Source organism: Actinomycetota bacterium (genome assembly GCA_040755895.1).
In the GTDB taxonomy this organism is placed as follows: Bacteria; Actinomycetota; Aquicultoria; order Subteraquimicrobiales; family Subteraquimicrobiaceae; genus Subteraquimicrobium.
Genome location: JBFMAG010000116.1, coordinates 1 through 19768, shown reverse-complemented (window position 1 = coordinate 19768; position 19768 = coordinate 1). Strand labels below are relative to the sequence as shown.

The window sequence follows — 19768 nt, the reverse complement described above, 5'->3', positions numbered from 1 at the left end:
CGGGGATCAACGGCAACGATGCCATATCCGGCGGGCATACCCGTTGATGTTCTCCCATTTCCAGAGCCCGTACAAATCTTGCAAGGACAGTAGGCAGTTGCCAGCATCCTCAGGCTTCTTGAGTCGATGCCTCTACTCGGAGGCTGTAGTTGATGCATTCTGCTTCTGATCAAAGAGGCCCGAGTTTTAAGTATCCTTAATTTCCCATAGCTTAATCTCTTCTCCCACCGTATTTTATTTAGAAAATTTCTTTTCTCCTTAAGTTTTTGAGACAGCAATCCTCGCCTTGATTCGTACTCGGATTTTAAATGGGCAAGGTATTCACACTTCCCTTCGATCTCATCTTTGAGATATTCAAGGCGCTCCTTTTCCTGGCTTACAGATCTAACCAATTCCGCATCGTGTGCAGCAATGATTCGCATATAGGTCAAGGTCTTAAGGAGAGTATAAAAATCATTTGAATTAAAGAGGAATTGAGCGGGACTTACTTCTCCATTGATATAAATATTCTTGATCCTCTCATTGAGTATCTCAGCTTTTTCACAAAGTTTTTCCTTTGTTCGCTGCCACTCGCCCTCCAGTTGGAGGAGTCTCTCTCGGGTAGCCGAAAGTTTCGCCCTGAGGGATTCAAGCTCCTCCTCGTTGCGCTCTAGACTAGTATCGATGGCTACTAATTCGATGAGGATACTCTTCTCTTGCTCCTCTAATGATGAGATCCGTGCTCGTTGCCTTTGAAGTTCTAATTCTGCATTGCTTAATGGATTTGGATTAGAGGCGGTGGAGTTAGCTACACTTGGTGGTAAAAGTAGTGCAACGACAAATGTCAGAACTAAAGCAAGAGGTCTCTCCCTCAGCATACAACCTCCTTTAGGCGGGGCAGGCGGTTGTATTCTAGACCTAAACCAGAAACCAATTTATCACATTTCTCCCCCTTGGCGAAACACCTTTTTGAAAAAAATTTTTAAACCCGCAGCTGGTAAGAGAGAAAAATTTTTCCGCCATTTTAGCAGCTATAACACCTCTTAAGGGGTATGAACAGTGATGATTTATCGCATGGTTTATCTGTGATAGAATACCTTTGAGTTGAAGCTGGGAGGGTAATTTTTTGTACCTTAAATCTCTTACTCTTCGCGGATTTAAATCCTTCGCCGATAAGACATTCCTTAAATTCGAGCCAGGAGTGACCATTATTGTCGGACCCAATGGCAGCGGTAAAAGCAATATAACCGATGCCATCCTTTGGGTATTGGGTGAACAGAATCCCCGAGCACTTCGGGGTTCCTCCATGGAGGATATAATATTTGTGGGGAGCCCCCTGAGACCGCCCCTGGGTTTAGCGGAAGTTTCCCTCTGTCTCGATAATTCCGATGGTTTCCTCCCCATCGAATTCTCCGAAGTTGTCGCCACTCGAAGAATGTTGCGTTCAGGGGAGAGTGAATACCTCATAAATGATTCACCCTGCCGCCTTGCGAACATTCAGGATCTCCTCTCAGAAAGCGGTTTGAATAAGAATTGTTCGATCGTCGGTCAAGGCAAACTTGAGGAGATCCTGACCAGTAAATCCGAGGAGAGGAGGGTACTCCTTGAAGAAGCCGCAGGGGTCTTGAGACATAAAAAGCGCAAGGAAAGGGCCCTACGGAAGTTAGTTTCCATGGATCACAATCTAGTTCGAATAAAAGATGTGTTACAAGAGGTCAATCGTCAACTAAAACCATTAAAAGTTCAGGCAAATCGAGCTCAGACCCATGAAAAGCTCTCAAAGCAGTTAAGGGATCTTGAAGTTGAACTTTGTATCATGGAGCTTCAGGAGCTTCAATCCAAATGGAATGATCTCAAGATAAAGAGGGAAAATCTGAATTCCAAGATCGATGCCTTAAGGGAAGAACTCACATCGGAGAAAGGGAAACTGGAGCAGCTGCACAATAGCTTGGAGGAGAAAGGCATCCAGGTCAGCGATATTGGAGAGCAACGCCGCCACCTGCAAGGAATCTACGAGCGGTTAAATAGTAGGCTTCTCCTTCTCGAAGAAAAGGGCAAGAATTTAATCGAACGTTTGAGTGAACTTCGGCAGAAAATCCATCAGCTTGAAATGAAAAAGGACCAAAGAGAAAAGGAGATATCCCAGCTAAAAGAGGAGAAGCTTGTTACTGATACGGAGCTCAAGCGAATCTACATCCGTCTTTCTGAACTTCACCAAAGGATGAAAACCTTTGGAACGGAGAGGAAAAAGATTGAGGGGAAAATTGAGCAGATTGAGCAGGCAATCTATTCAAAACAATCAAAGCTCGCACGGGAAAAAAGAACATGGGAACTACAATCGGCTTGGATCGAATTGGAATGCACCTTGACCAAAGCCCTTTCCAGTTTAAGGAAACAAGCCAAAAAATTGGCACTCTGCCAACAAAATTTGCTGGATTTATCACAAGAACTTGGAGAAAGAGAATCTTTAAGAGATTTGGCCCAATTATGCCAGGATGTAAAGGCAGAACTCGAAAAAATTCAGGATGAACAGGAAACGATCCAGGAAAATTTCCTTAAAGCTTTGGAGAATCTCCCCGGACGTGCCCCCAACATTGGAGACAAGTTCCAGAAAAAACTGAAAGACGAAATCGCATCCCTTGAAGAAGAAATTACCATTTTACACCGTGAAATGGAGGTTCTTGAGAGGAAAAGGGGTCTTTCCACAGAGGGGGAGGATAAAATCCGTCAAGAGATTACCCAATGCCAAGCTGAACTTGCATCCCTGGAAGAGCGAAGAGTTCATACAGAAAAACAACTGGTTACAGCCAAAGAGGAGTTAAATGAAATCAAATATCTTCTAAAGTCGGAATATGGAATCGATCGATCACTGGAGCGTTTAAGAAAGCGAATTCAACCCCTCCACAATCTTTTCTGCCAGTTGGTAAACGAAATTGAGCAATGGGATTCCAAACTAGAGAACATGGCCACCGATGAAGAAAATCTTTCAAGAAGGATTCGAAAATCCATCAAGGAATCCCAAACCAAAGTGGGCTTCTTGAACGGGCAAATAGAACAACTACGGGAAAATGTACATCACATCGAAGTTTCCCAGGCTCAACTGGAGCTCAAAGTTAAAACCTTGGTCGAAAAGATCGTGGAGGAATACGGTGTTCCCCTTGAAAAGGCCCTTAAAGATAGCCCACGGGGTTCCAAAGGAACCCATGAATTTCAAATTCAAAAGCTAAAAGAGGAAATTGCTAAATTGGGGCCAGTCAACCCCATAGCCTTGAAAGATTTTGCCGCTTTGGAAGAAAGACAAAAGTTTCTCAACACTCAAATCAATGACCTTTTAGAAAGCAAACGAACTTTGGGGAAGATTATTAGAGCCATCGATAAAAAAATCGAGGATAGAATCCTCGAGACCTTCGAGGAAGTTAACCTTAATTTCCAATCAATCTTCTTCTATTTATTCCCAGGTGGAAAGGGCGAACTCATCTTAACCGACAGAGATGATGTACTGAATACGGGAATTGACATTAAAGCTCAACCCAGTGGAAAAAGATTGCAGAAATTATCATTGTTATCGGGGGGAGAAACTGCTCTTGTAGCCCTGGCGTTCCTGTTTGCGATTTATCATACGCGTCCCAGCCCCTTTTATGTACTCGATGAGGTTGAAGCCACCCTGGATGACGTGAATCTACAGCGCTTTATCGCTGTTGTAAGCAAACTTAGGGGTAAGGCCCAAATCCTCATCATAACCCACCAAGGACGGACCATGGAGATAGCCGATGCAATCTATGGTATTTCCATGCAGGCCGATGGGGTATCCAAACTCATTTCACAAAAATTCAAATCAGAAGAGGAAATAGCGTATGAAAAAGCGGGAAGAACCTAAATTGAGCAACTCAAGGAGTTGGCTTAAAAGGTTAAAAACTGGTTTAAGAAAGAGTCGGGAAAAATTAACCGATCAACTTTCCGATATTTTTTCGAGAACAACGATATCCGGCGAAAAGGTATGGGATGATCTCGAAGAAGTTTTGATTCAAGCGGATGTCGGCATCAACGCCACCCTTAAAATAGTCCAGGACCTTCGAGAACGAGTTGAAGTCAAAAGGATCCGTGATCCCCTCCAAATCCTTGGACTACTTAAAGAAAAGCTCACCCATATTCTTGATGACTCCAAAGAGCCCCTTCTCCTGGCAAATAAACTCAATGTCTTAATAATCGTTGGGGTCAATGGTGTAGGCAAGACAACTGCCATAGCCAAAATCGCTCATCGAGCCATGAAAGGAGGTTTTAAGGTCCTCCTCGCCGCCGCGGATACCTTTAGAGCAGCCGCCATTGAGCAACTGGAAATATGGGGGGAGAGAGTGGGAGCCCCTGTTCTAAAACACCAAAAAGGATCCGACCCAGCAGCTGTGGTCTACGATTCCATCCACGCCTCACGAGCCAGGGAAGTTAACGTCCTTTTAATCGATACCGCAGGCAGATTGCATACCTATGTGAATTTAATGGAAGAATTAAAGAAAATCAAGCGCATAGCGACGAGAGAGGCGCCCGAAGCCAACATCAAAACTTTACTGGTCATAGATGCCACAACGGGTCAGAATGGAATCGCTCAAGCCAGATTGTTCGATGAAGCTCTCAAAATCGATGGAATAATCCTCACTAAATTGGATGGCACTGCTAAGGGTGGCATAGTGATCGCTATCGCTGATGAGCTTAGAATACCAATAAAGCTCATCGGAGTGGGAGAAAGGCTCGAAGATCTGTGTGAATTTGATGCCAGCGAGTTTGTTGAAGCCCTTTTATCCAGGGATGTTTAGACCTTGCCTGCCGGCAGGCGGGAAATCTCTCTCAAGCGCCCTAATGATTCTGCTCTCAATTTTCTCCTGGATCTCGATGGGCAGATTTGCGAGCCTATATAAGGCTGTTATCAAATCGGGTTTTAACATCAGATATCGGGAAACCCTTCGTACCCGATATTCCATGAAATAATCGGGTGAGATTCCAAAACCAGCGGCGATTCTTCTGATAACCTCGTCTGAGGGAGCTGGCATATTGCCTCTTTTTAATTTGCTCAAGTAGGATAATCAACTTTGCACCTGCGCGCGAATTTCCTCAGGCTGACTCCCCGCTGTTTAAATAACTCCATTAGGGCTTCGTGAAAAAGCTTGTGAGAATATTCCATTCTTTCTCCCGTTGATTTTGAAATCGAATTCCAACTTTATTATCGTTTGCTATCGATTAATACTTTATACCGGAAATTAAAGATTAAAGGTGAGTTTACCTTTGCGGATAAGAAATGGAGAAAGAAAATGAGAATCTACTGGATCATTGGTTCATGCACTCTGTAGCAAAAAAATGACCTCTAGCTCGAATCTTTGAGATTTTGGACCAGAGGATATAAATATCCCCGTTTGCTCTCACTAGACCGGATTCCAAAATAGTGTCTTTGGGTGAGGAGGAAAGTGGGATAAGAAAATTTTTACCCCTGCGAGTAATCTTCGCCAAGTAAATGGTCTTGGATTTTGGAGCATCCGACTTTGTTCCGGCGAAGTATAGGCTATGCTCCCTATCCATCCCAAGGCAGACACCGGTAAGCCTCAGGGATTTCCAGGATTCTGAGAGTGTAGTTTTTTGAGTGAAAATGTCCACCATTTTCAATGATTCTTTCTTTCTATCCAAAAAAATGAGGTAAACATCATTCCCATGAACGACCCAGGCTGTAGGGTATTCCTCCTTGGAAAGGGAGAAGGTTTTTACCTTTTTAAGCTCCCCTTCCCTGTTGAGAATTTGTACTGTCAAAGAAGATTGAGATATACATGAGGTGATTATGCTCCCACGTTTGTATGCTAAATTATTGTGAGAAAAATATAATATTGGATTTCCGATCACCCCCAGGGCCTGTTTTTCAGTTAAAGGATGGATTCTCCCCAGGAATTTTCCTTGTCTGTCAAACTTTTGAATTTCTATACTGGCAGAGAGGGGCTTATAGGATTCAGAAACCAGTGTCTTGCTCACTCCCATATAAATATTTTCTCGCTCATCAACACAACATCCCCAGATGCGATAGGTGGAATATTTTACCTCATTCGAATCGGCCTCTGGCACAATGGCCAGTTTCCTTCGAGGAACTATCTTCAAGAGGAGTTTCCCCTTGGGAGTGAATTTTCTTACCGCGAAATCTCCTTCGGCAACGTATATATTCCCGGCATTATCCAGTATCAAAAAGGGTGCTCCTCGAGCTTCTAAATAATTTAAGGCATAAGATACCGAGATAATGATCTTCGGTTTACCATACTTGCTGGATATGGATTTTCCTCCCTCACAACCCATTAAACTAAAGATCAACGGGAGGATTATACTCACAACTATTTTCCAAGACATTTTCACCTTACCACACCCTAAATTGGATATTACCATAAACTCCCCCTTGTGATATAAGCTTTTTTGACTCCGCCCTTGCTTGACACCCACTTTCCGCTTCTATAATATGGTCGGTAGCTTATTGGTTTTAGGTGACAGGGATGTTTGAAAATCTATCTACCAGATTACAAACCATATTTGCCAAGCTAAGATCACGTGGAAGATTAAATGAGAGAGACGTCGACGAGACTCTTCGCGAGGTCCGCCTCGCCCTTCTAGAAGCAGATGTCAATTTTAAAGTGGTGAAAAACTTCATCCTAGCAGTTAGAGAGCGGGCCGTGGGAAGCGAGGTCTTTGAAAGCTTGACCCCAGGGCAACAGGTTGTAAAGATCGTGTACGAAGAATTGACAAAGCTCATGGGACTCACACCCAGTAAGCTGGTCTTCGCCCCAAAACCTCCCACAATCTTCATGCTCGTGGGGCTTCAGGGATCGGGGAAGACTTCAGCAACCGCAAAATTGGCCTACTATCTAAAATCCCTGGGCAAGAGACCGTTTATGATCACCACGGATATTTACAGACCAGCTGCGGTAGATCAGTTGAAGACCCTCGGTGAAGAACTCAAAATACCCGTATTTTTCATGGATTTGAGGACACCACCTTTGGAAATAGCCAAGCGTGGGATTGAGGAAGCCATCCTTAATGGTTATGATGTTATCATATTGGATACCGCCGGACGCTTACATATCAATGAAACGATGATGGAAGAATTGAGGGAATTGAGGAAGGAAATTCACCCACATCAGATTCTTCTCGTCGTAGATGCGATGACCGGTCAAGATGCTGTGAATCTGGCTCTTGCCTTCAAGGAAAAAATAGATTTCGATGGAGTCATATTGACGAAATTGGATGGCGATGCTCGTGGGGGAGCAGCTCTATCCATTAAAACGGTCACCAATAAGCCAATCAAACTCGTCAGCGTGGGCGAAAGATTGAATTGCCTTGAGCTCTTTCACCCCGACCGCATGGCCTCCAGAATATTGGGGATGGGTGACATACTGACCCTCATTGAGAAAGCAGAGGCAGCTGTAGATGTCCGTAAAGCGCAAGCTTTAGAGGAAAAATTAAGAAAGGGTCAATTTACCTTGGAAGATTTTCTCAATCAAATGCAACAACTTAAAAAGATGGGACCCCTAAATCAGATTTTAGGGATGCTGCCAGGTATATCCGGATTGCCGGCTCCGAAGAATTTGCAGATAAGCGATGATGAGCTCACCCGGTTACAAGCTATAATTCAATCAATGACACCCGAGGAAAGAAGGAATCCCAATATCATCAATGGAAGCCGGCGCTTAAGGATAGCAAGAGGCAGTGGAAATACCACTCAGGAGGTAAATCGGCTTTTAAGGCGCTTTCACCAAATTAAAAAACTCATGAAACAATTCGATAGTTTTCAAGGGATAAGGTTAGGACGAAAAATCTTCCTCGGTTAAAGTTAGCTAGTTGGCTTTTGTTTGAAATTTTAAGCTAATGAACAAACCAGCAAAGGTGGAGGTGATATATTGGCGGTTAGAATACGGTTGAGTAGAGTAGGGGCCAAGAAAAAACCCCTTTATAGGGTAGTAGTTGCAGATTCAAGGATGTGCAGAAATGGCAGGTTTATTGAGATCATTGGGCGGTATAATCCCAAGACTGAACCCTCTTTTATTGAAATAGATAGGGAAAAAGCCCTAAAGTGGCTTGCTCAGGGGGCTCAACCCTCAGAAGCCGTAGAGCGGTTGCTCGAAATAACGGGTATTCGAGAGGAGTTTGAAACTCACAAAGATAAATACCTGCCTTCGGGTAGGCAGAATCGCCAGGAGGTGACATCGTGAAAGAGTTGTTAGAGGTTCTTGCCCAAGCTCTTGTAGACAAACCAGAGGAGGTAAATGTAAGTGTTGTGGAGGGGGAAAGATCGGTAATTTTACAGCTCCATGTAGCGCCCGAAGATGTGGGCAAGGTCATTGGAAAACAGGGACGTATCGCCATGGCACTTCGAACAGTCGTCAAAGCCGCCGCCGTGAAGGAAGGGAAGAAGGCAATCGTTGAAATCATAGATTAACTGGCGTTTTGCCATGGGCATTTATATGTCCGACTAAATGGTGGGCTGACACGAATGGGTCAGCCTGTTTTCCCTTTAAAGGATTTTCAATGAAACCGAAATTTTTAACAATAGCGCAAATTAAGCATCCAAGAGGCACAAAGGGCGAAGTTAAAATAAAACCCTTCACCGATTTCCCATCGAGATTTAAGCCCGGTTTAAGTGTTCATATAACCCCGCCACTCCTCCACGAAGAGCAGTTGACGATAGAAGATGTAAAATTTGAAGGTCGGGGTATGACCATAAAATTCAAGGGAATCGATAATCGCAGCAAAACAGAGCAATTGAAGGGTTGCTTTCTCCAAGTTCCATTGGAGGAGGCGGAATCCCTACTCCCAAAAGGTGCCTATTGGTTTCACCAGATAATTGGTCTCGAAGTATTAACCGAAGGGAGTGAATCTCTGGGAACCATCACGGAAATCTTAAGAACCAAAGCGAATGACGTATATGTCGTAAGTCCCACCGGCAAAGGCACCAAAGAAATCTTGATACCGGCGATTAAAGATGTAGTGAAGAAAATCGATCTAAACCAGAGAAGAATGATAATCAAACCCCTCCCAGGACTTCTCGAATAATAATAGTGGGGACTGGTGAGATGACATGAGAATTGATGTTATAACGATATTTCCCGAGATGTTTGAGTCGTTCCTGAAATGCGGTATGGTTCGCATCGCCCGGGAGAAAAACTTAGTTCAGATAGTCATTCATGATTTACGAGACTACACTCATGATAAACACCGGCAGGTTGACGATACTCCCTATGGTGGTGGACCAGGAATGATCATGAAGCCCGAGCCCTTCTTTGAAGCCGTTCTATCCATCGCCCAATGCGCTTTAAAAGACCTGCCGAAAATCGCTCGAGTCATTCTTTTTACTCCTCAAGGCAAAATTTTCAATCAGCATCTCGCCGGTGAACTAACCGGAGAGAAACACCTCATATTGCTATGTGGAAGATATGAGGGTATCGACGAACGGGTGCATAAGCATCTGGCAACCGATGAAATCTCCATTGGAGATTATGTGCTCAGTGGGGGAGAGCTTCCGGCAATGGTCTTGATAGACACAGTAGCTCGCCTCATACCCGGAGTTTTAGGAGATGAATGCTCCCTTGCCAACGAAACTTTTTCCCATGGTTTTCTCGAATATCCACAATATACCAGACCAAGGGATTACAAGGGCTGGTCCGTGCCAGAGGTCCTTTTAAGCGGAAACCATATGGAGATTGCAAAATGGCGAAGGAAAAAATCCTTGGAACGCACCCTACAAAGACGCCCAGATTTGCTGAAAAATGCGATCTTGAGTGAGGAAGATGAGAAATTAATCGAGGAAATCAGGGCGCAACTTAAGATATAAGCGCTTTTTCCCGATTCGAAGATATGCTATAATGACGCTGTTTATTTGGAGGGAACAATCATGAATCCCATAGAAACCATCGAAAAAGAACAGATTCGAAAGGATTTACCGGAGTTTAGAGCCGGTGATACGGTCAAGGTATATTATAGGGTTATAGAAGGTGGCCGAGAGCGCAGAGAGGTATTCCAGGGAATAATGATACGAAGGCGGGGCAGTGGATTTAAGGAGACCTTTACGGTGAGGAAAATCTCCTTTGGGATTGGTGTTGAAAAAACCTTTCCTCTACATTCTCCAATGATTGCCAAGATAGAGGTCGTCAGCCGAGGTAGGGTTCGAAGATCCAAGCTTTATTACCTTAGAAAGAGAGTCGGAAAGGCGACCCGTGTCAAGGAAAGAAGATAACGGGTTTTGGTGAGAATAAATTGTTCATAAACTACGATGAAGGAGAAGAAGAAAAATCAAAGGTCGAAAGGGAAGTTTACGTAGGGGAGGAGACGGAGTCGAAGAGAGAGTCATTTTTGGCATTTTTAAGGGAACTCCCCATTTTAATAATCACCGCCATTATCGTAGCCTGGCTCATCAGAACATTTGTTGTCCAGCCCTTTTATATACCCTCCGGTTCTATGGAACCCACACTTTATCCCGGGGATCGGGTATTGGTGAATAAATTTATCTATCGATTCAAGGAACCCGAACTTGGAGAAATTGTGGTCTTTGAACCTCCCCACGATATCCACAAGGATTTCATCAAGAGAATCATCGGCACCGAAGGTGAGATCATAGAAATCAGAAAGGGTCAAGTTTTCATCGATGGGAAAGTCCTTGAAGAGCCTTATACCGCATCGAGTGGAGATTACAGCAATTACGGTCCTGTGAAAATACCCAAGGATAACGTCTTTGTAATGGGAGATAATAGGGCAAATAGCATGGATAGCCGGATGTTCGGTCCCTTGCATGAGAAGTACCTAGTGGGTGAGGCTTTTCTCATATATTGGCCTCCGTACCACATCAAATTACTTCCCTGATGTAGAGTGTAAAAATTTATGGAAATGATGCGGAACATATGGACTTATCCCATCTGACCTTAAGGGAAATAGGAGAGCTTTTCCGTAGCGCCTCAGACGAAGCCAAAAGAGAACTGCTTTCCTTACTGGAAGGGGATAAGAGAGCTGGGGCATTAAAACTTGCCTCTTCGATTCGCAAGGAACTTTCAAAGGAGGAACAAGAAAAGGCGGATTTTCTAAAGCTTTGTACCTATGAACATAGGTTATGGAGGAAGGGATTTTCCCTCATCGCGGGAGTCGATGAAGCTGGTCGCGGAGCTCTGGCGGGTCCCTTGGTAGCAGCAGCCGTTATTCTACCTCAGGGAATCTACCTCCCAGGATTAAGGGAATGCAAGCAGCTCTTGCCTCAACAAAGGGAGGAACTCTATCGAATCATTACAAGATCAGCGGTAAATTGGAATGTGGCAACCCTAGATCCTCAGCAAATTGATATCATGGGACTTCAGAAAGCCAATCTTTTCCTTCTTTCCCGTGCTGTTCTTGGACTTTCCGTTTGCCCTCATTACATCCTTTCCGACGCCTTTTCCCTTATAAATTTAAAAGAACCCCATCTTTCGCTAATATCGGGAGATAAGGTGAGCATATCCATCGCCGCTGCCTCAATTATAGCCAAAGTGACCAGGGATCACCTCATGAAGGAATATCACAAAAAGTTCCCTCTTTATCACTTCGATCATAATAAGGGCTATGGGACAAGAGAACATCTTCAAGCCTTAAAGAGATTTGGTCCGTGTCCAATTCACCGCCATTGCTTTACACCGGTAAAAGAGAGAGTAAGCTTGAAATTCGTGGATCAATACAATGCTTACAAGAGGCAATCAATTAAAAACGAAGGTTGGATGAAATGAAGGTACTCGGTTATTTATTCTCACCACGATTTAACGCGCTTTGTAAGGAGGTCAAAGAGAAAAGCAAGCGCATTTTGACCTTTCAACCGATGAGCGAGCACCCAAATCCATATGTGCGGGATACCCTAGGAGCTCACATCGTCGATGATGCGAACATCCGTATATTCCTAAATGTTGATGGATTGAAGGATATCAAAGAGGCGGAGATCACCGCCGCAGAAGATCTTACGTACTCGTTAATGCTGGTGGAAAAGTTTCCTACAACCTTCCCCCATCAATCTTCGGACTTATTGGCGGTAATCATCGCAGGTCTATTGACCAGTACAATTCATCACCTCACCGTTATCTCCCGCCTTCGAGAAAGAGGTTTTCCCATAGAAATCGTCGAGGAAAGGGAGAGGAAAGATATATTGGAGATGCTTACAAACGAGTCATTTCGAGAGCCCCAACCCGGAGCTCCGCTATTTTATGATCTGATTATTGGATACATAAAAGCATATTTCTTCCATGAATCTCACTGGTCCGAAATACAAACATGTTTTCAAAAGAGAGCTCCTTCTATTTGCCCTCTTGGTGATAAAGGCATCGAGGTGGTTAAGAGATATGGATGCAATACACCTAAAAAATGCCTGAATACTCTCATTGATTTAAGGGATCTGCTTGGGCTACAGCAACGTGTTTTTGTCCTAAATAAATAATGAAACCGGCAGGGCATTTTGATGCTAACTGCCGAAGGTTCAAATTCAAAATTTAATTTTGGATTTTGATCTGTAAATTTTGATTTTTGATCTTTGCATTTTAAATTTATAGGAAGGTTTCCTCATGTCGATAGGTCTAAGTGGTGAGGAGCTGGCCTGTTCTCACCTCCGAAAGAAGGGTTATCAGATCATAGAGAGGAATTTTCGATGCAAGTTGGGTGAGATAGACATCATCGCACTAAACGGTGATATCCTTATCTTTTGCGAGGTGAAGACGAGGCAAAATAAGGAATTTGGAGAACCCTTTGAAGCGGTGACCACCCATAAGCAAAATCGTTTGAAGATGATAGCCCAGTTTTATTTATTAACTCACCCAAAAGCAAATAACATCTCCAATCTGAGATTTGATGTCCTCTCAATTCTCCTGAATCAAAAAGGTAAACCAGAAATTCTCCATATGGAAAGCGCCTTTTAATCCCGCAATTTTTCTGGAATTTTATACCAGCTGCTTAAGGGTGTTGACGATTTAATCAAAAATATGTATCCAATAAGTAGGGCTTGCAAGATGTCTCATCGAGTTGGGAGGAGACAAAATGCAGGCGCCGACAACCTTACAAAATATTTCCTATAAAGTCAAAGCGTACTCCATAGAGTGGGTAATTTCTTGTCTTTTAAACCTTTTAACCGAAGCTTCCGATGAAACCCTGATAAAAATCACCTACCTACTCGAGAGGCTGACTAGAACCGAGGTTAAGAGAGAAACCATACAGATTGTAAGGTCAGCGTTCCAGAGCAACCATCCCGTTAAAGACCTAGCTAGACGACTCTTCAGGGAACTGCATCCGAACTGCAAAAGGGGTCTGCTGATAAATTTTATCGTTCAGTCGATCTTCGCTGAGGGAACCACGAGAGCGGCGTATCGGACAAGGTATGGTGAACCCCCGCCCTTCGTGGTACTCATAAGTCCAACCATGCGATGTAATTTACACTGCAGGGGATGCTATGCTAGCCAATACAATAGGGCTTCAGATCTTGATCCCGAGACTCTAGACAGATTACTCGAAGAGTGCAAGGAAATCGGCGTGAACTTCATAACCCTGGTGGGTGGTGAACCCTTCATATATGAACCCACTCTTGAGATCTTTGAGGATCATAGGAATGTGGTCTTCCAGGTCTTCACCAACGGAACGATGATCGATGAGAAAATGGCTGAAAAACTCGCAGAACTGGGCAACGTTGCCCCGGCCATTAGTATTGAGGGGTTCAAAGAGGAAACAGACGCCCGCCGTGGTCCAGGGACCTTCGATGCGATCATGCGCGCCATGAATCACCTAAGAGAAGCGGGAGTCTTATTTTTCTTCTCCGTTTGCTCAACACGTCACAATTATAAAGTGGTCGTAAGCGATGAATTCGTCGATATGCTCGTGGAAAAAGGAGCTGCTCTGGGTTGGTATTTCCACTACATGCCCATTGGCCGCGATTGCGATCTGAGTCTAATGCCCACACCGGAGCAGAGGAACTATGTAAGAGCCAGAGTTAACCATCTAAGATCGCGAAAGCCCATTCTGCTCGTGGACTTTTGGGGTGATGGACCCTTGGTGGAGGGTTGTCTTGCTGGAGGAAAGCTCTATGTCCACATAAATAACAAGGGTGATGTAGAACCGTGTATCTTTTGCCACTTTGCCGTCGACAATATCAAGGACAAAAGCTTGGTGGAGATCCTCAATTCCGATTTCTTCAAAGCAATTAGGGAAAGCCAGCCCTTTGGGCATAACGATCTCAGACCTTGTCCCTTAATTGACCATCCGGGTGCAATGGCTGGATTGGTCGAAAAATATGGTGCTTATCCAACTCACAAGGGAGCGGAGAGTTTATTCAATGAATTCATTCCACACTTAAGAGAGTATGCGCAGAATGTGGCCCAAATATATAAAAAGGTCTGGGATGAAGAATACAAATGGGTCTATGAGTGGAGATCTGGTCAAAGCAGAAAAAGCACACGGAATCATTGAAAGGGGGCGATTAAATGGTTTCAGCATATGTCTTCATCAAAGTTCAGGCGGGCAAAATAAAGGATGCAATCCAAGCGATTTCCAAAATTGAGGGGGTAAAGTCCGTACACGCTTGTTGGGGTCAACCCGGAGATCTCATCGCTTTCGTCGAAGCAGCGGATCATAAAGCTTTAGCCGATTTGGTGCTCGCGAAAATACATGGTATCGATGGGATCACGGAAACCAATACACGCATAGTTGTGGAAGTTTAAATTCTTTTTTTGCGTTTCGAGACTTTGTTTATTTGAACGACATCAACGTGTTCTGTTAGGATTTTTTCTTTTTTGTAGGCTAAATCGAATATCTTTATCAAATTGGAGGCGTGTGAGGGGAGAGACAAAACATAGACCGCTTCTTCAAGTTCTTTACAGCGAGCTCCCCTTTGATCCAAGAAAATGTGCATGAGAGATTGGTGCGATATGTTTTCAACGGTATAAGGGGAGCTCAACAAATCTCGTGCAATGATACCAAGAGTATCCGCGATTTGGCCATTGATCTTCTCAAGGGATTCGTTTTCCTTGGTGGTACGGAAAAAATTTGGGTAAATCTTTCCCAATTTCTCAAGGAATTTTAAGAAGTCCATTCCCTCCTCAAAAAAGGCTTCTAGCTCACTTTTTACCACGTTTTCACTCCCTTCTAACGAACTAAAACTCTTTAACCTCATTTGATTTACAACAACCTCATAAGGTTATTATATTTATTTTACCAAATATGAATGAAGTGAAGACGTTGAATGGTAAAGTAGATTTAGATGGCATAAAATAGGGCTGAAGAAACAGGGTAAAAGGAAAATGACTAAACAATTCCTCGAAATGGATGGGGAAAAAGTAGAGGTTTCGAACCTCAATAAAATTTTCTGGGCAAAAGAGGGGATCCTTAAAGCTCACTTGATGAAATATTACATAGATATCTCCCCGTACTTGCTTCCTCACCTAAAAGATCGTCCCTTAACGCTCCATCCCTATCCCGATGGAATCGATGGTCCTTCCTTCTTCGTGAAGAACTGTCCCGAGCACGCCCCTCCCTGGCTTGAGACATGGCTGTATCATTCGGAGGACGGTGAGACCATAAATTTTTGCTTGGCCAATGATTTAAAGAGCCTGGTATGGCTGGCAAATCAGGCTTGCATAGAGTTTCATCCCTGGTTTTCGCGCACTGATAAACCAGACTGTCCCGATTTTGCCATCTTCGATCTTGATCCTTTCCCACCTGCAACCTTCCATGATACCATAGAGATAGCCCATCTTATCAAACGAGTTCTGGATGAATTCGAACTCAAATCCTTCATAAAAACCTCGGGGGCTACCGGTCTTCACATCTATGTCCCCATTGAGAGGAAATTTACCTACGAAGATACCAGAAATTTTGCCACGAGAGTGAGTTACATCATTCATCGTGTCTATCCAGAAAAAGTTTGCATGGAGTGGAATGTAGAGAAAAGGAGGGACATTCGCATAGATTACACTCAAAATGCTAAAGGAAAGACGCTTGCCTCTCCCTACAGCTTAAGACCATTAGAGGGGGCACCCGTGTCAACCCCCATTGCATGGGAGGAATTGAAGGAGGGCTTGAATCCAAAGAGATTTAACATCTTCACCATCCTTAATAGGTTAAAAAAAGTGGGTGATTTATTTAAGCCAACTTTAGAGTTAAAACAGGATATCACGGAGGTATTGGGGACTTTTGATAAACGCCGCCAAGCGATCATGGCTAGAAAGATGAAAACAAAAGCCATTCCTATAACCGAAAAGGTTAAACCGGCATTTAGTGTAAGATTTGGTCCATCTGGTTTACCCGACAGAAAAAATTTGGAAAAATCTATGAGCGTTCTGAAGGAAAGGGGATATAGCGCTTGCGAGATCGAGTTTGTTAGGGGGTTTTATCTCAATGAAAAACAATGCAAGCTACTGGGAGAGCTTACAAGAGAAGCAGAAATATACCTTTCCGTTCACGCTCCTTATTTTGCAGTTCTAAGTCGAGAGGAACCTAAAAAGAGGGAACAAGCCTTAAATGTACTTCAACACACAGCTCACCTTGCAATGCTGATGGGGGTACCGATCATGGTAGTGCACGCCGGATTCCTCTTGGGCAGGGATAAAGCCAAAGTATCCCAGATCATAAAGGATAACATAGCCCAGCTCAACACGCGGCTTTTAGAGAGAGGTTACATGGTGAAGATCGGCATAGAAAATACCGGGAAACTTGGACAATTCGGTCAACTAGGAGATTTATTGGGGATAATAAAGACGAGTAAAAATACCGTACCCGCAATTGATTTAGCTCACATCCATGCCACCACGGGTGGATCTCTGACCAGCAAAGAAAACTTCAAGCTGGTGTTTAAGGCCATTAGAGATGCTTTGGGGGAGGAATTTCTCCACCCATTACACGTTCATTTTACGGATGTTTCCTACGGAAAGCGGGGAGAAATCGAACACATTTCCTATGGTCAAGGGGAATTGCGCCTTCAGCCTCTCCTTGAAGCAGTAAGGGAGATGGGAATTGACCTCATCATAATCTCAGAAGCCCGAGAAGCCGATAGCACCCTGAGGATGAAAGGGGAAATCAACCGCTTTTTACAGGATATTTCTTAGGCTCAGTCAAAAATCTGCAGAACCCTATTTGAATACGCTGGCAGTGCAGTGGCACTCCTTGAAAATGATACGACTATAGCATCGATGGTCAATGAAAAGTTCGAAGAATTAAGCGGTTTTCTAGGGAAAAGATACAAGGGAAGGTATCCTGGGCGATAATGGATCTAAGTTAGGTATAGTGATACGAATGCTTGTCGTTATTTGTAAGTCAACAATTCTCTAGGAGGAGTCAGGAACTCTAGGGAGAATTGTTATAAAGATGAAGACCCTTTATTATTAGTAGTTCTACCAAAGGTAATGGTAAAATTCGAGCTGAAACTCCACTAGAAGAGGAGGCAATATGCTAGCAAAGGTTGAAAGTGCCTCGGTCTTGGGAATGGACGGTTTTAAGGTTGAAGTAGAGGTCGATATTTCATTGGGTCTCCCCGCCTTCAACATCGTGGGTCTTCCAGATGCCGCCATCCAAGAGTCCAAAGAGCGAGTCAGATCGGGAATCTCAAACTCCGAGTACGAATTTCCACTGAAGAGGATAACCATCAATTTAGCCCCCGCCGATATACGAAAAGAGGGTCCTTCCTTTGATCTTCCCATAGCCTTGGGGATACTCCTAGCCACTAAGCAGGTATCGCCCCTTAAAATCAATGATTATACCATCATTGGCGAGCTCTCTTTGACCGGCGAGGTGAGAAGAATAAGTGGAGTTTTACCCATAGCTCTTTGTGCCAAACACGAGGGGAAAAGAGGTATCATTGTTCCTAAGGGAAATGCCTCTGAAGCCGCTCTGGTCGAAAAAAATTTAGAAGTGATACCGGTATCCACCCTCAAAGAAGTCGTGGATTTCTTCAATGACAAGATAACCATCCCTCCAGTAACCCAGAATCTCTATAATCTCTTCTCACATTCTCAAGAATACGATGTTGACTTTTCAGAGGTAAAAGGACAGGAACATGCGAAAAGAGCCTTGGAGATAGCCGCGGCTGGAGGTCACAATGTGCTCATGATTGGTCCACCGGGCTCGGGCAAGACGATGTTGGCAAGAAGAGTTCCAACCATTCTGCCGGATATGACCCTTGACGAAGCCATCGAGGTTACCAAATTATATAGCGTAGCCGGGATGCTATCCAATACACCCCTCATCTCCACGAGACCTTTCAGGGCTCCTCACCATACCATATCCAATGCGGGATTGGTCGGCGGAGGTCAGTATCCGCGACCTGGGGAAATATCTTTGAGCCACCATGGAGTATTATTCCTGGACGAATTCCCGGAGTTTAACAAGAATGCTTTGCAGGTTCTCCGTCAACCTCTTGAGGATGGTCACGTGACCATCTCCAGAGCCATGACCTCTTTAACATACCCAGCAAGATTCACCCTCATTGCGGCGATGAATCCATGTCCCTGCGGTTACCTTGGAGATAAATTAAAGGAATGCACCTGTACCCCAGCCAAAATCCAGCAATATAGGGGAAAGATATCTGGACCGCTCTTGGATAGAATCGATATTCATGTGGAGGTTCCCCGATTGACTAAGGATGAACTGACGCGGGAGAATCCTGGAGAATGCTCCAATGTCATAAAGAAGCGAGTGCAACGGGCTAGAGAGCGCCAGAGGAAGAGATTCTCCCGATGCAAAATCTCCTGTAATTCTCAGATGAAGCCACGACATCTTAAGGAATTCTGCCAGCTTTCAGATTCTGCATTTCATCTCCTGGAGAATGCTATCGATAAATTGGGCCTTTCCGCTAGGGCTTACGACCGCGTTTTAAAGGTTGCCCGAACTATCGCTGACCTTGCCGAAAAGGAGGAAATAGAACTGGAGCACATCGCGGAAGCCGTCCAATATAGAAGCCTTGATCGTGATTTCATGATGTAGTGAAAAAATTGGCAGGAAATTTCATAGTTACATTACTCAATGATACTTGCACCCGAGGTAACAAAATTGTCGGACAAGAAGTTTTGGCTGGGATTAAAGCTTATACCGGAGCTAGATAGGAGACTGAATAAAGCCATCGAATGTTTCGGCTCCCCGCAGCATATTTGGGAGGCAACCTCGAAGGATTTAATCGAAAAGCTTGGAACATCACCTGATGTGGCTCAAAAGATTGCAGCTGCAAGGGACGGGATAAATCTTGACACCGAACTTCAAAGGCTTGAATCGGAGGGTATAGAACTTTTAACCCCCTCCGATTCCCGTTATCCGATGCTTCTTAGGGAAATTCACAGCCCTCCAATCCTCTTCACCAAAGGAGATTTGATAAAAAGGTACACTTATGCCATCGCCATTGTGGGAGCCAGACGCGCCAGTATTTATGGTAAAACCGTAGCCGAAGGATTGGCCGAGGAGCTCTCCAAATTTGGAATCACCATTGTCAGTGGTATGGCCAGGGGAATAGACAGCCACGCCCATTTGGGTGCCCTAAAGGGACAAGGCGGCACAATAGGAGTCCTCGGTTGTGGACTGGATGAAGTCTATCCACCCGAAAATAGAAGATTATATCGGAAGATCGGCAATGAAGGGAGCCTTATCTCAGAACAACCCCTGGGTACACCACCTTTTGCTCAAAACTTCCCCGCGAGAAACCGGATTATCAGCGGACTTTCCCTAGGCGTGGTAATCGTGGAGGCGGGTGAGAAAAGTGGTGCCCTTATTACCGCGGATTTGGTCTTAGAACAGGGACGGGAAGTAATGG

Annotated in this window: 21 protein-coding genes; 17 read left to right on the top strand and 4 right to left on the bottom strand. The window is 44.2% G+C overall.

Annotated features, from left to right (window positions below):
* A partial coding sequence (locus tag AB1466_05440; GenBank protein MEW6189538.1) for a hypothetical protein occupies window positions 1-857 on the bottom strand: 857 nt, incomplete at its 3' end.
* A 248-nt stretch (window positions 858-1105) separates the two neighbouring features.
* Here AB1466_05440 and AB1466_05435 point away from each other — a divergent pair.
* On the top strand, window positions 1106-3856 hold the full coding sequence (locus AB1466_05435; GenBank protein MEW6189537.1) for an AAA family ATPase: 2751 nt from the start codon (window positions 1106-1108) through the stop codon (window positions 3854-3856).
* A complete protein-coding gene (gene ftsY, locus AB1466_05430; protein MEW6189536.1) occupies window positions 3834-4787 on the top strand; it encodes a signal recognition particle-docking protein FtsY in 954 nt (317 codons plus the stop codon). The genes AB1466_05435 and ftsY overlap by 23 nt, the downstream gene beginning before the upstream one ends.
* On the opposite strand, the gene AB1466_05425 is transcribed toward ftsY, so the two are convergent.
* Window positions 4770-5021 carry a hypothetical protein gene (locus tag AB1466_05425; protein MEW6189535.1) on the bottom strand — a complete coding sequence of 84 codons (252 nt, stop codon included), beginning with the start codon at window positions 5019-5021 and terminating at the stop codon, window positions 4770-4772. The genes ftsY and AB1466_05425 overlap by 18 nt on opposite strands.
* 274 nt (window positions 5022-5295) lie before the next feature.
* Window positions 5296-6351 carry a hypothetical protein gene (locus AB1466_05420; protein MEW6189534.1) on the bottom strand — a complete coding sequence of 352 codons (1056 nt, stop codon included), beginning with the start codon at window positions 6349-6351 and terminating at the stop codon, window positions 5296-5298.
* 140 nt (window positions 6352-6491) lie between these two features.
* On the opposite strand from AB1466_05420, the gene ffh reads away from it, so the two are divergent.
* The 12 genes from ffh to AB1466_05360 all read left to right on the top strand — a co-directional run bounded on the left by ffh (window position 6492) and on the right by AB1466_05360 (window position 14696).
* Entirely contained in the window at window positions 6492-7823 is a 1332-nt protein-coding gene (gene ffh / locus AB1466_05415; protein MEW6189533.1) for a signal recognition particle protein, read from the top strand.
* Between the two features lie 69 nt (window positions 7824-7892).
* Window positions 7893-8204 (top strand): 30S ribosomal protein S16, encoded by a 312-nt coding sequence (gene rpsP / locus AB1466_05410; protein MEW6189532.1) that lies wholly within the window; start codon window positions 7893-7895, stop codon window positions 8202-8204.
* Window positions 8201-8431: a KH domain-containing protein gene (locus tag AB1466_05405; protein ID MEW6189531.1), complete on the top strand. Its 231-nt coding sequence runs from the start codon at window positions 8201-8203 to the stop codon at window positions 8429-8431. The genes rpsP and AB1466_05405 overlap by 4 nt, the downstream gene beginning before the upstream one ends.
* 89 nt (window positions 8432-8520) lie before the next feature.
* The gene (rimM, locus tag AB1466_05400) at window positions 8521-9045 is read left to right on the top strand and encodes a ribosome maturation factor RimM (protein MEW6189530.1); all 525 of its coding nucleotides are present in this window, start codon (window positions 8521-8523) and stop codon (window positions 9043-9045) included.
* A gap of 25 nt (window positions 9046-9070) precedes the next feature.
* Entirely contained in the window at window positions 9071-9823 is a 753-nt protein-coding gene (trmD, locus tag AB1466_05395; protein ID MEW6189529.1) for a tRNA (guanosine(37)-N1)-methyltransferase TrmD, read from the top strand.
* Window positions 9824-9883: 60 nt separating this feature from the next.
* The gene (gene rplS, locus AB1466_05390; protein ID MEW6189528.1) at window positions 9884-10225 is read left to right on the top strand and encodes a 50S ribosomal protein L19; all 342 of its coding nucleotides are present in this window, start codon (window positions 9884-9886) and stop codon (window positions 10223-10225) included.
* A gap of 20 nt (window positions 10226-10245) precedes the next feature.
* A complete protein-coding gene (gene lepB / locus AB1466_05385; GenBank protein ID MEW6189527.1) occupies window positions 10246-10848 on the top strand; it encodes a signal peptidase I in 603 nt (200 codons plus the stop codon).
* Between the two features lie 38 nt (window positions 10849-10886).
* Entirely contained in the window at window positions 10887-11735 is an 849-nt protein-coding gene (locus tag AB1466_05380; protein ID MEW6189526.1) for a ribonuclease HII, read from the top strand.
* A complete protein-coding gene (locus AB1466_05375) occupies window positions 11732-12433 on the top strand; it encodes a hypothetical protein (GenBank protein ID MEW6189525.1) in 702 nt (233 codons plus the stop codon). Before AB1466_05380 ends, AB1466_05375 begins: the two co-directional genes overlap by 4 nt.
* 124 nt (window positions 12434-12557) lie before the next feature.
* On the top strand, window positions 12558-12908 hold the full coding sequence (locus AB1466_05370) for a YraN family protein (GenBank protein MEW6189524.1): 351 nt from the start codon (window positions 12558-12560) through the stop codon (window positions 12906-12908).
* Window positions 12909-13026: 118 nt separating this feature from the next.
* Window positions 13027-14445 carry a radical SAM protein gene (locus tag AB1466_05365; GenBank protein ID MEW6189523.1) on the top strand — a complete coding sequence of 473 codons (1419 nt, stop codon included), beginning with the start codon at window positions 13027-13029 and terminating at the stop codon, window positions 14443-14445.
* Between the two features lie 14 nt (window positions 14446-14459).
* On the top strand, window positions 14460-14696 hold the full coding sequence (locus tag AB1466_05360; GenBank protein MEW6189522.1) for an Lrp/AsnC ligand binding domain-containing protein: 237 nt from the start codon (window positions 14460-14462) through the stop codon (window positions 14694-14696).
* Here the strand turns inward: AB1466_05360 and AB1466_05355 are convergent.
* A complete protein-coding gene (locus AB1466_05355; GenBank protein ID MEW6189521.1) occupies window positions 14693-15067 on the bottom strand; it encodes a hypothetical protein in 375 nt (124 codons plus the stop codon). The two genes, AB1466_05360 and AB1466_05355, sit on opposite strands and share 4 nt — an antisense overlap.
* A gap of 208 nt (window positions 15068-15275) precedes the next feature.
* On the opposite strand from AB1466_05355, the gene ligD reads away from it, so the two are divergent.
* The 3 genes from ligD to dprA all read left to right on the top strand — a co-directional run.
* Window positions 15276-17078 (top strand): non-homologous end-joining DNA ligase, encoded by a 1803-nt coding sequence (gene ligD / locus AB1466_05350; protein MEW6189520.1) that lies wholly within the window; start codon window positions 15276-15278, stop codon window positions 17076-17078.
* 340 nt (window positions 17079-17418) lie between these two features.
* Window positions 17419-18951, top strand: coding sequence for a YifB family Mg chelatase-like AAA ATPase (locus AB1466_05345; GenBank protein ID MEW6189519.1), 1533 nt, complete (start codon window positions 17419-17421; stop codon window positions 18949-18951).
* 66 nt (window positions 18952-19017) lie between these two features.
* Window positions 19018-19768, top strand: a 751-nt coding sequence (gene dprA, locus AB1466_05340) for a DNA-processing protein DprA (GenBank protein MEW6189518.1), incomplete at its 3' end; no start/stop codon positions are given.

What these genes read in the sequence shown, in the direction of transcription:
- ftsY (MEW6189536.1), top strand. Translation starts at nt 3,834, where the DNA reads ATGAAAAAGCGGGAAGAACCTAAATTGAGCAACTCAAGGAGTTGGCTT.
- AB1466_05425 (MEW6189535.1), bottom strand. Translation starts at nt 5,021, where the DNA reads ATGCCAGCTCCCTCAGACGAGGTTATCAGAAGAATCGCCGCTGGTTTT.
- AB1466_05420 (MEW6189534.1), bottom strand. Translation starts at nt 6,351, where the DNA reads ATGTCTTGGAAAATAGTTGTGAGTATAATCCTCCCGTTGATCTTTAGT.
- ffh (MEW6189533.1), top strand. Translation starts at nt 6,492, where the DNA reads ATGTTTGAAAATCTATCTACCAGATTACAAACCATATTTGCCAAGCTA.
- rimM (MEW6189530.1), top strand. Translation starts at nt 8,521, where the DNA reads ATGAAACCGAAATTTTTAACAATAGCGCAAATTAAGCATCCAAGAGGC.
- trmD (MEW6189529.1), top strand. Translation starts at nt 9,071, where the DNA reads ATGAGAATTGATGTTATAACGATATTTCCCGAGATGTTTGAGTCGTTC.
- rplS (MEW6189528.1), top strand. Translation starts at nt 9,884, where the DNA reads ATGAATCCCATAGAAACCATCGAAAAAGAACAGATTCGAAAGGATTTA.
- AB1466_05380 (MEW6189526.1), top strand. Translation starts at nt 10,887, where the DNA reads ATGGACTTATCCCATCTGACCTTAAGGGAAATAGGAGAGCTTTTCCGT.
- AB1466_05375 (MEW6189525.1), top strand. Translation starts at nt 11,732, where the DNA reads ATGAAGGTACTCGGTTATTTATTCTCACCACGATTTAACGCGCTTTGT.
- AB1466_05370 (MEW6189524.1), top strand. Translation starts at nt 12,558, where the DNA reads ATGTCGATAGGTCTAAGTGGTGAGGAGCTGGCCTGTTCTCACCTCCGA.
- AB1466_05365 (MEW6189523.1), top strand. Translation starts at nt 13,027, where the DNA reads ATGCAGGCGCCGACAACCTTACAAAATATTTCCTATAAAGTCAAAGCG.
- AB1466_05360 (MEW6189522.1), top strand. Translation starts at nt 14,460, where the DNA reads ATGGTTTCAGCATATGTCTTCATCAAAGTTCAGGCGGGCAAAATAAAG.
- AB1466_05355 (MEW6189521.1), bottom strand. Translation starts at nt 15,067, where the DNA reads ATGGACTTCTTAAAATTCCTTGAGAAATTGGGAAAGATTTACCCAAAT.
- ligD (MEW6189520.1), top strand. Translation starts at nt 15,276, where the DNA reads ATGACTAAACAATTCCTCGAAATGGATGGGGAAAAAGTAGAGGTTTCG.
- AB1466_05345 (MEW6189519.1), top strand. Translation starts at nt 17,419, where the DNA reads ATGCTAGCAAAGGTTGAAAGTGCCTCGGTCTTGGGAATGGACGGTTTT.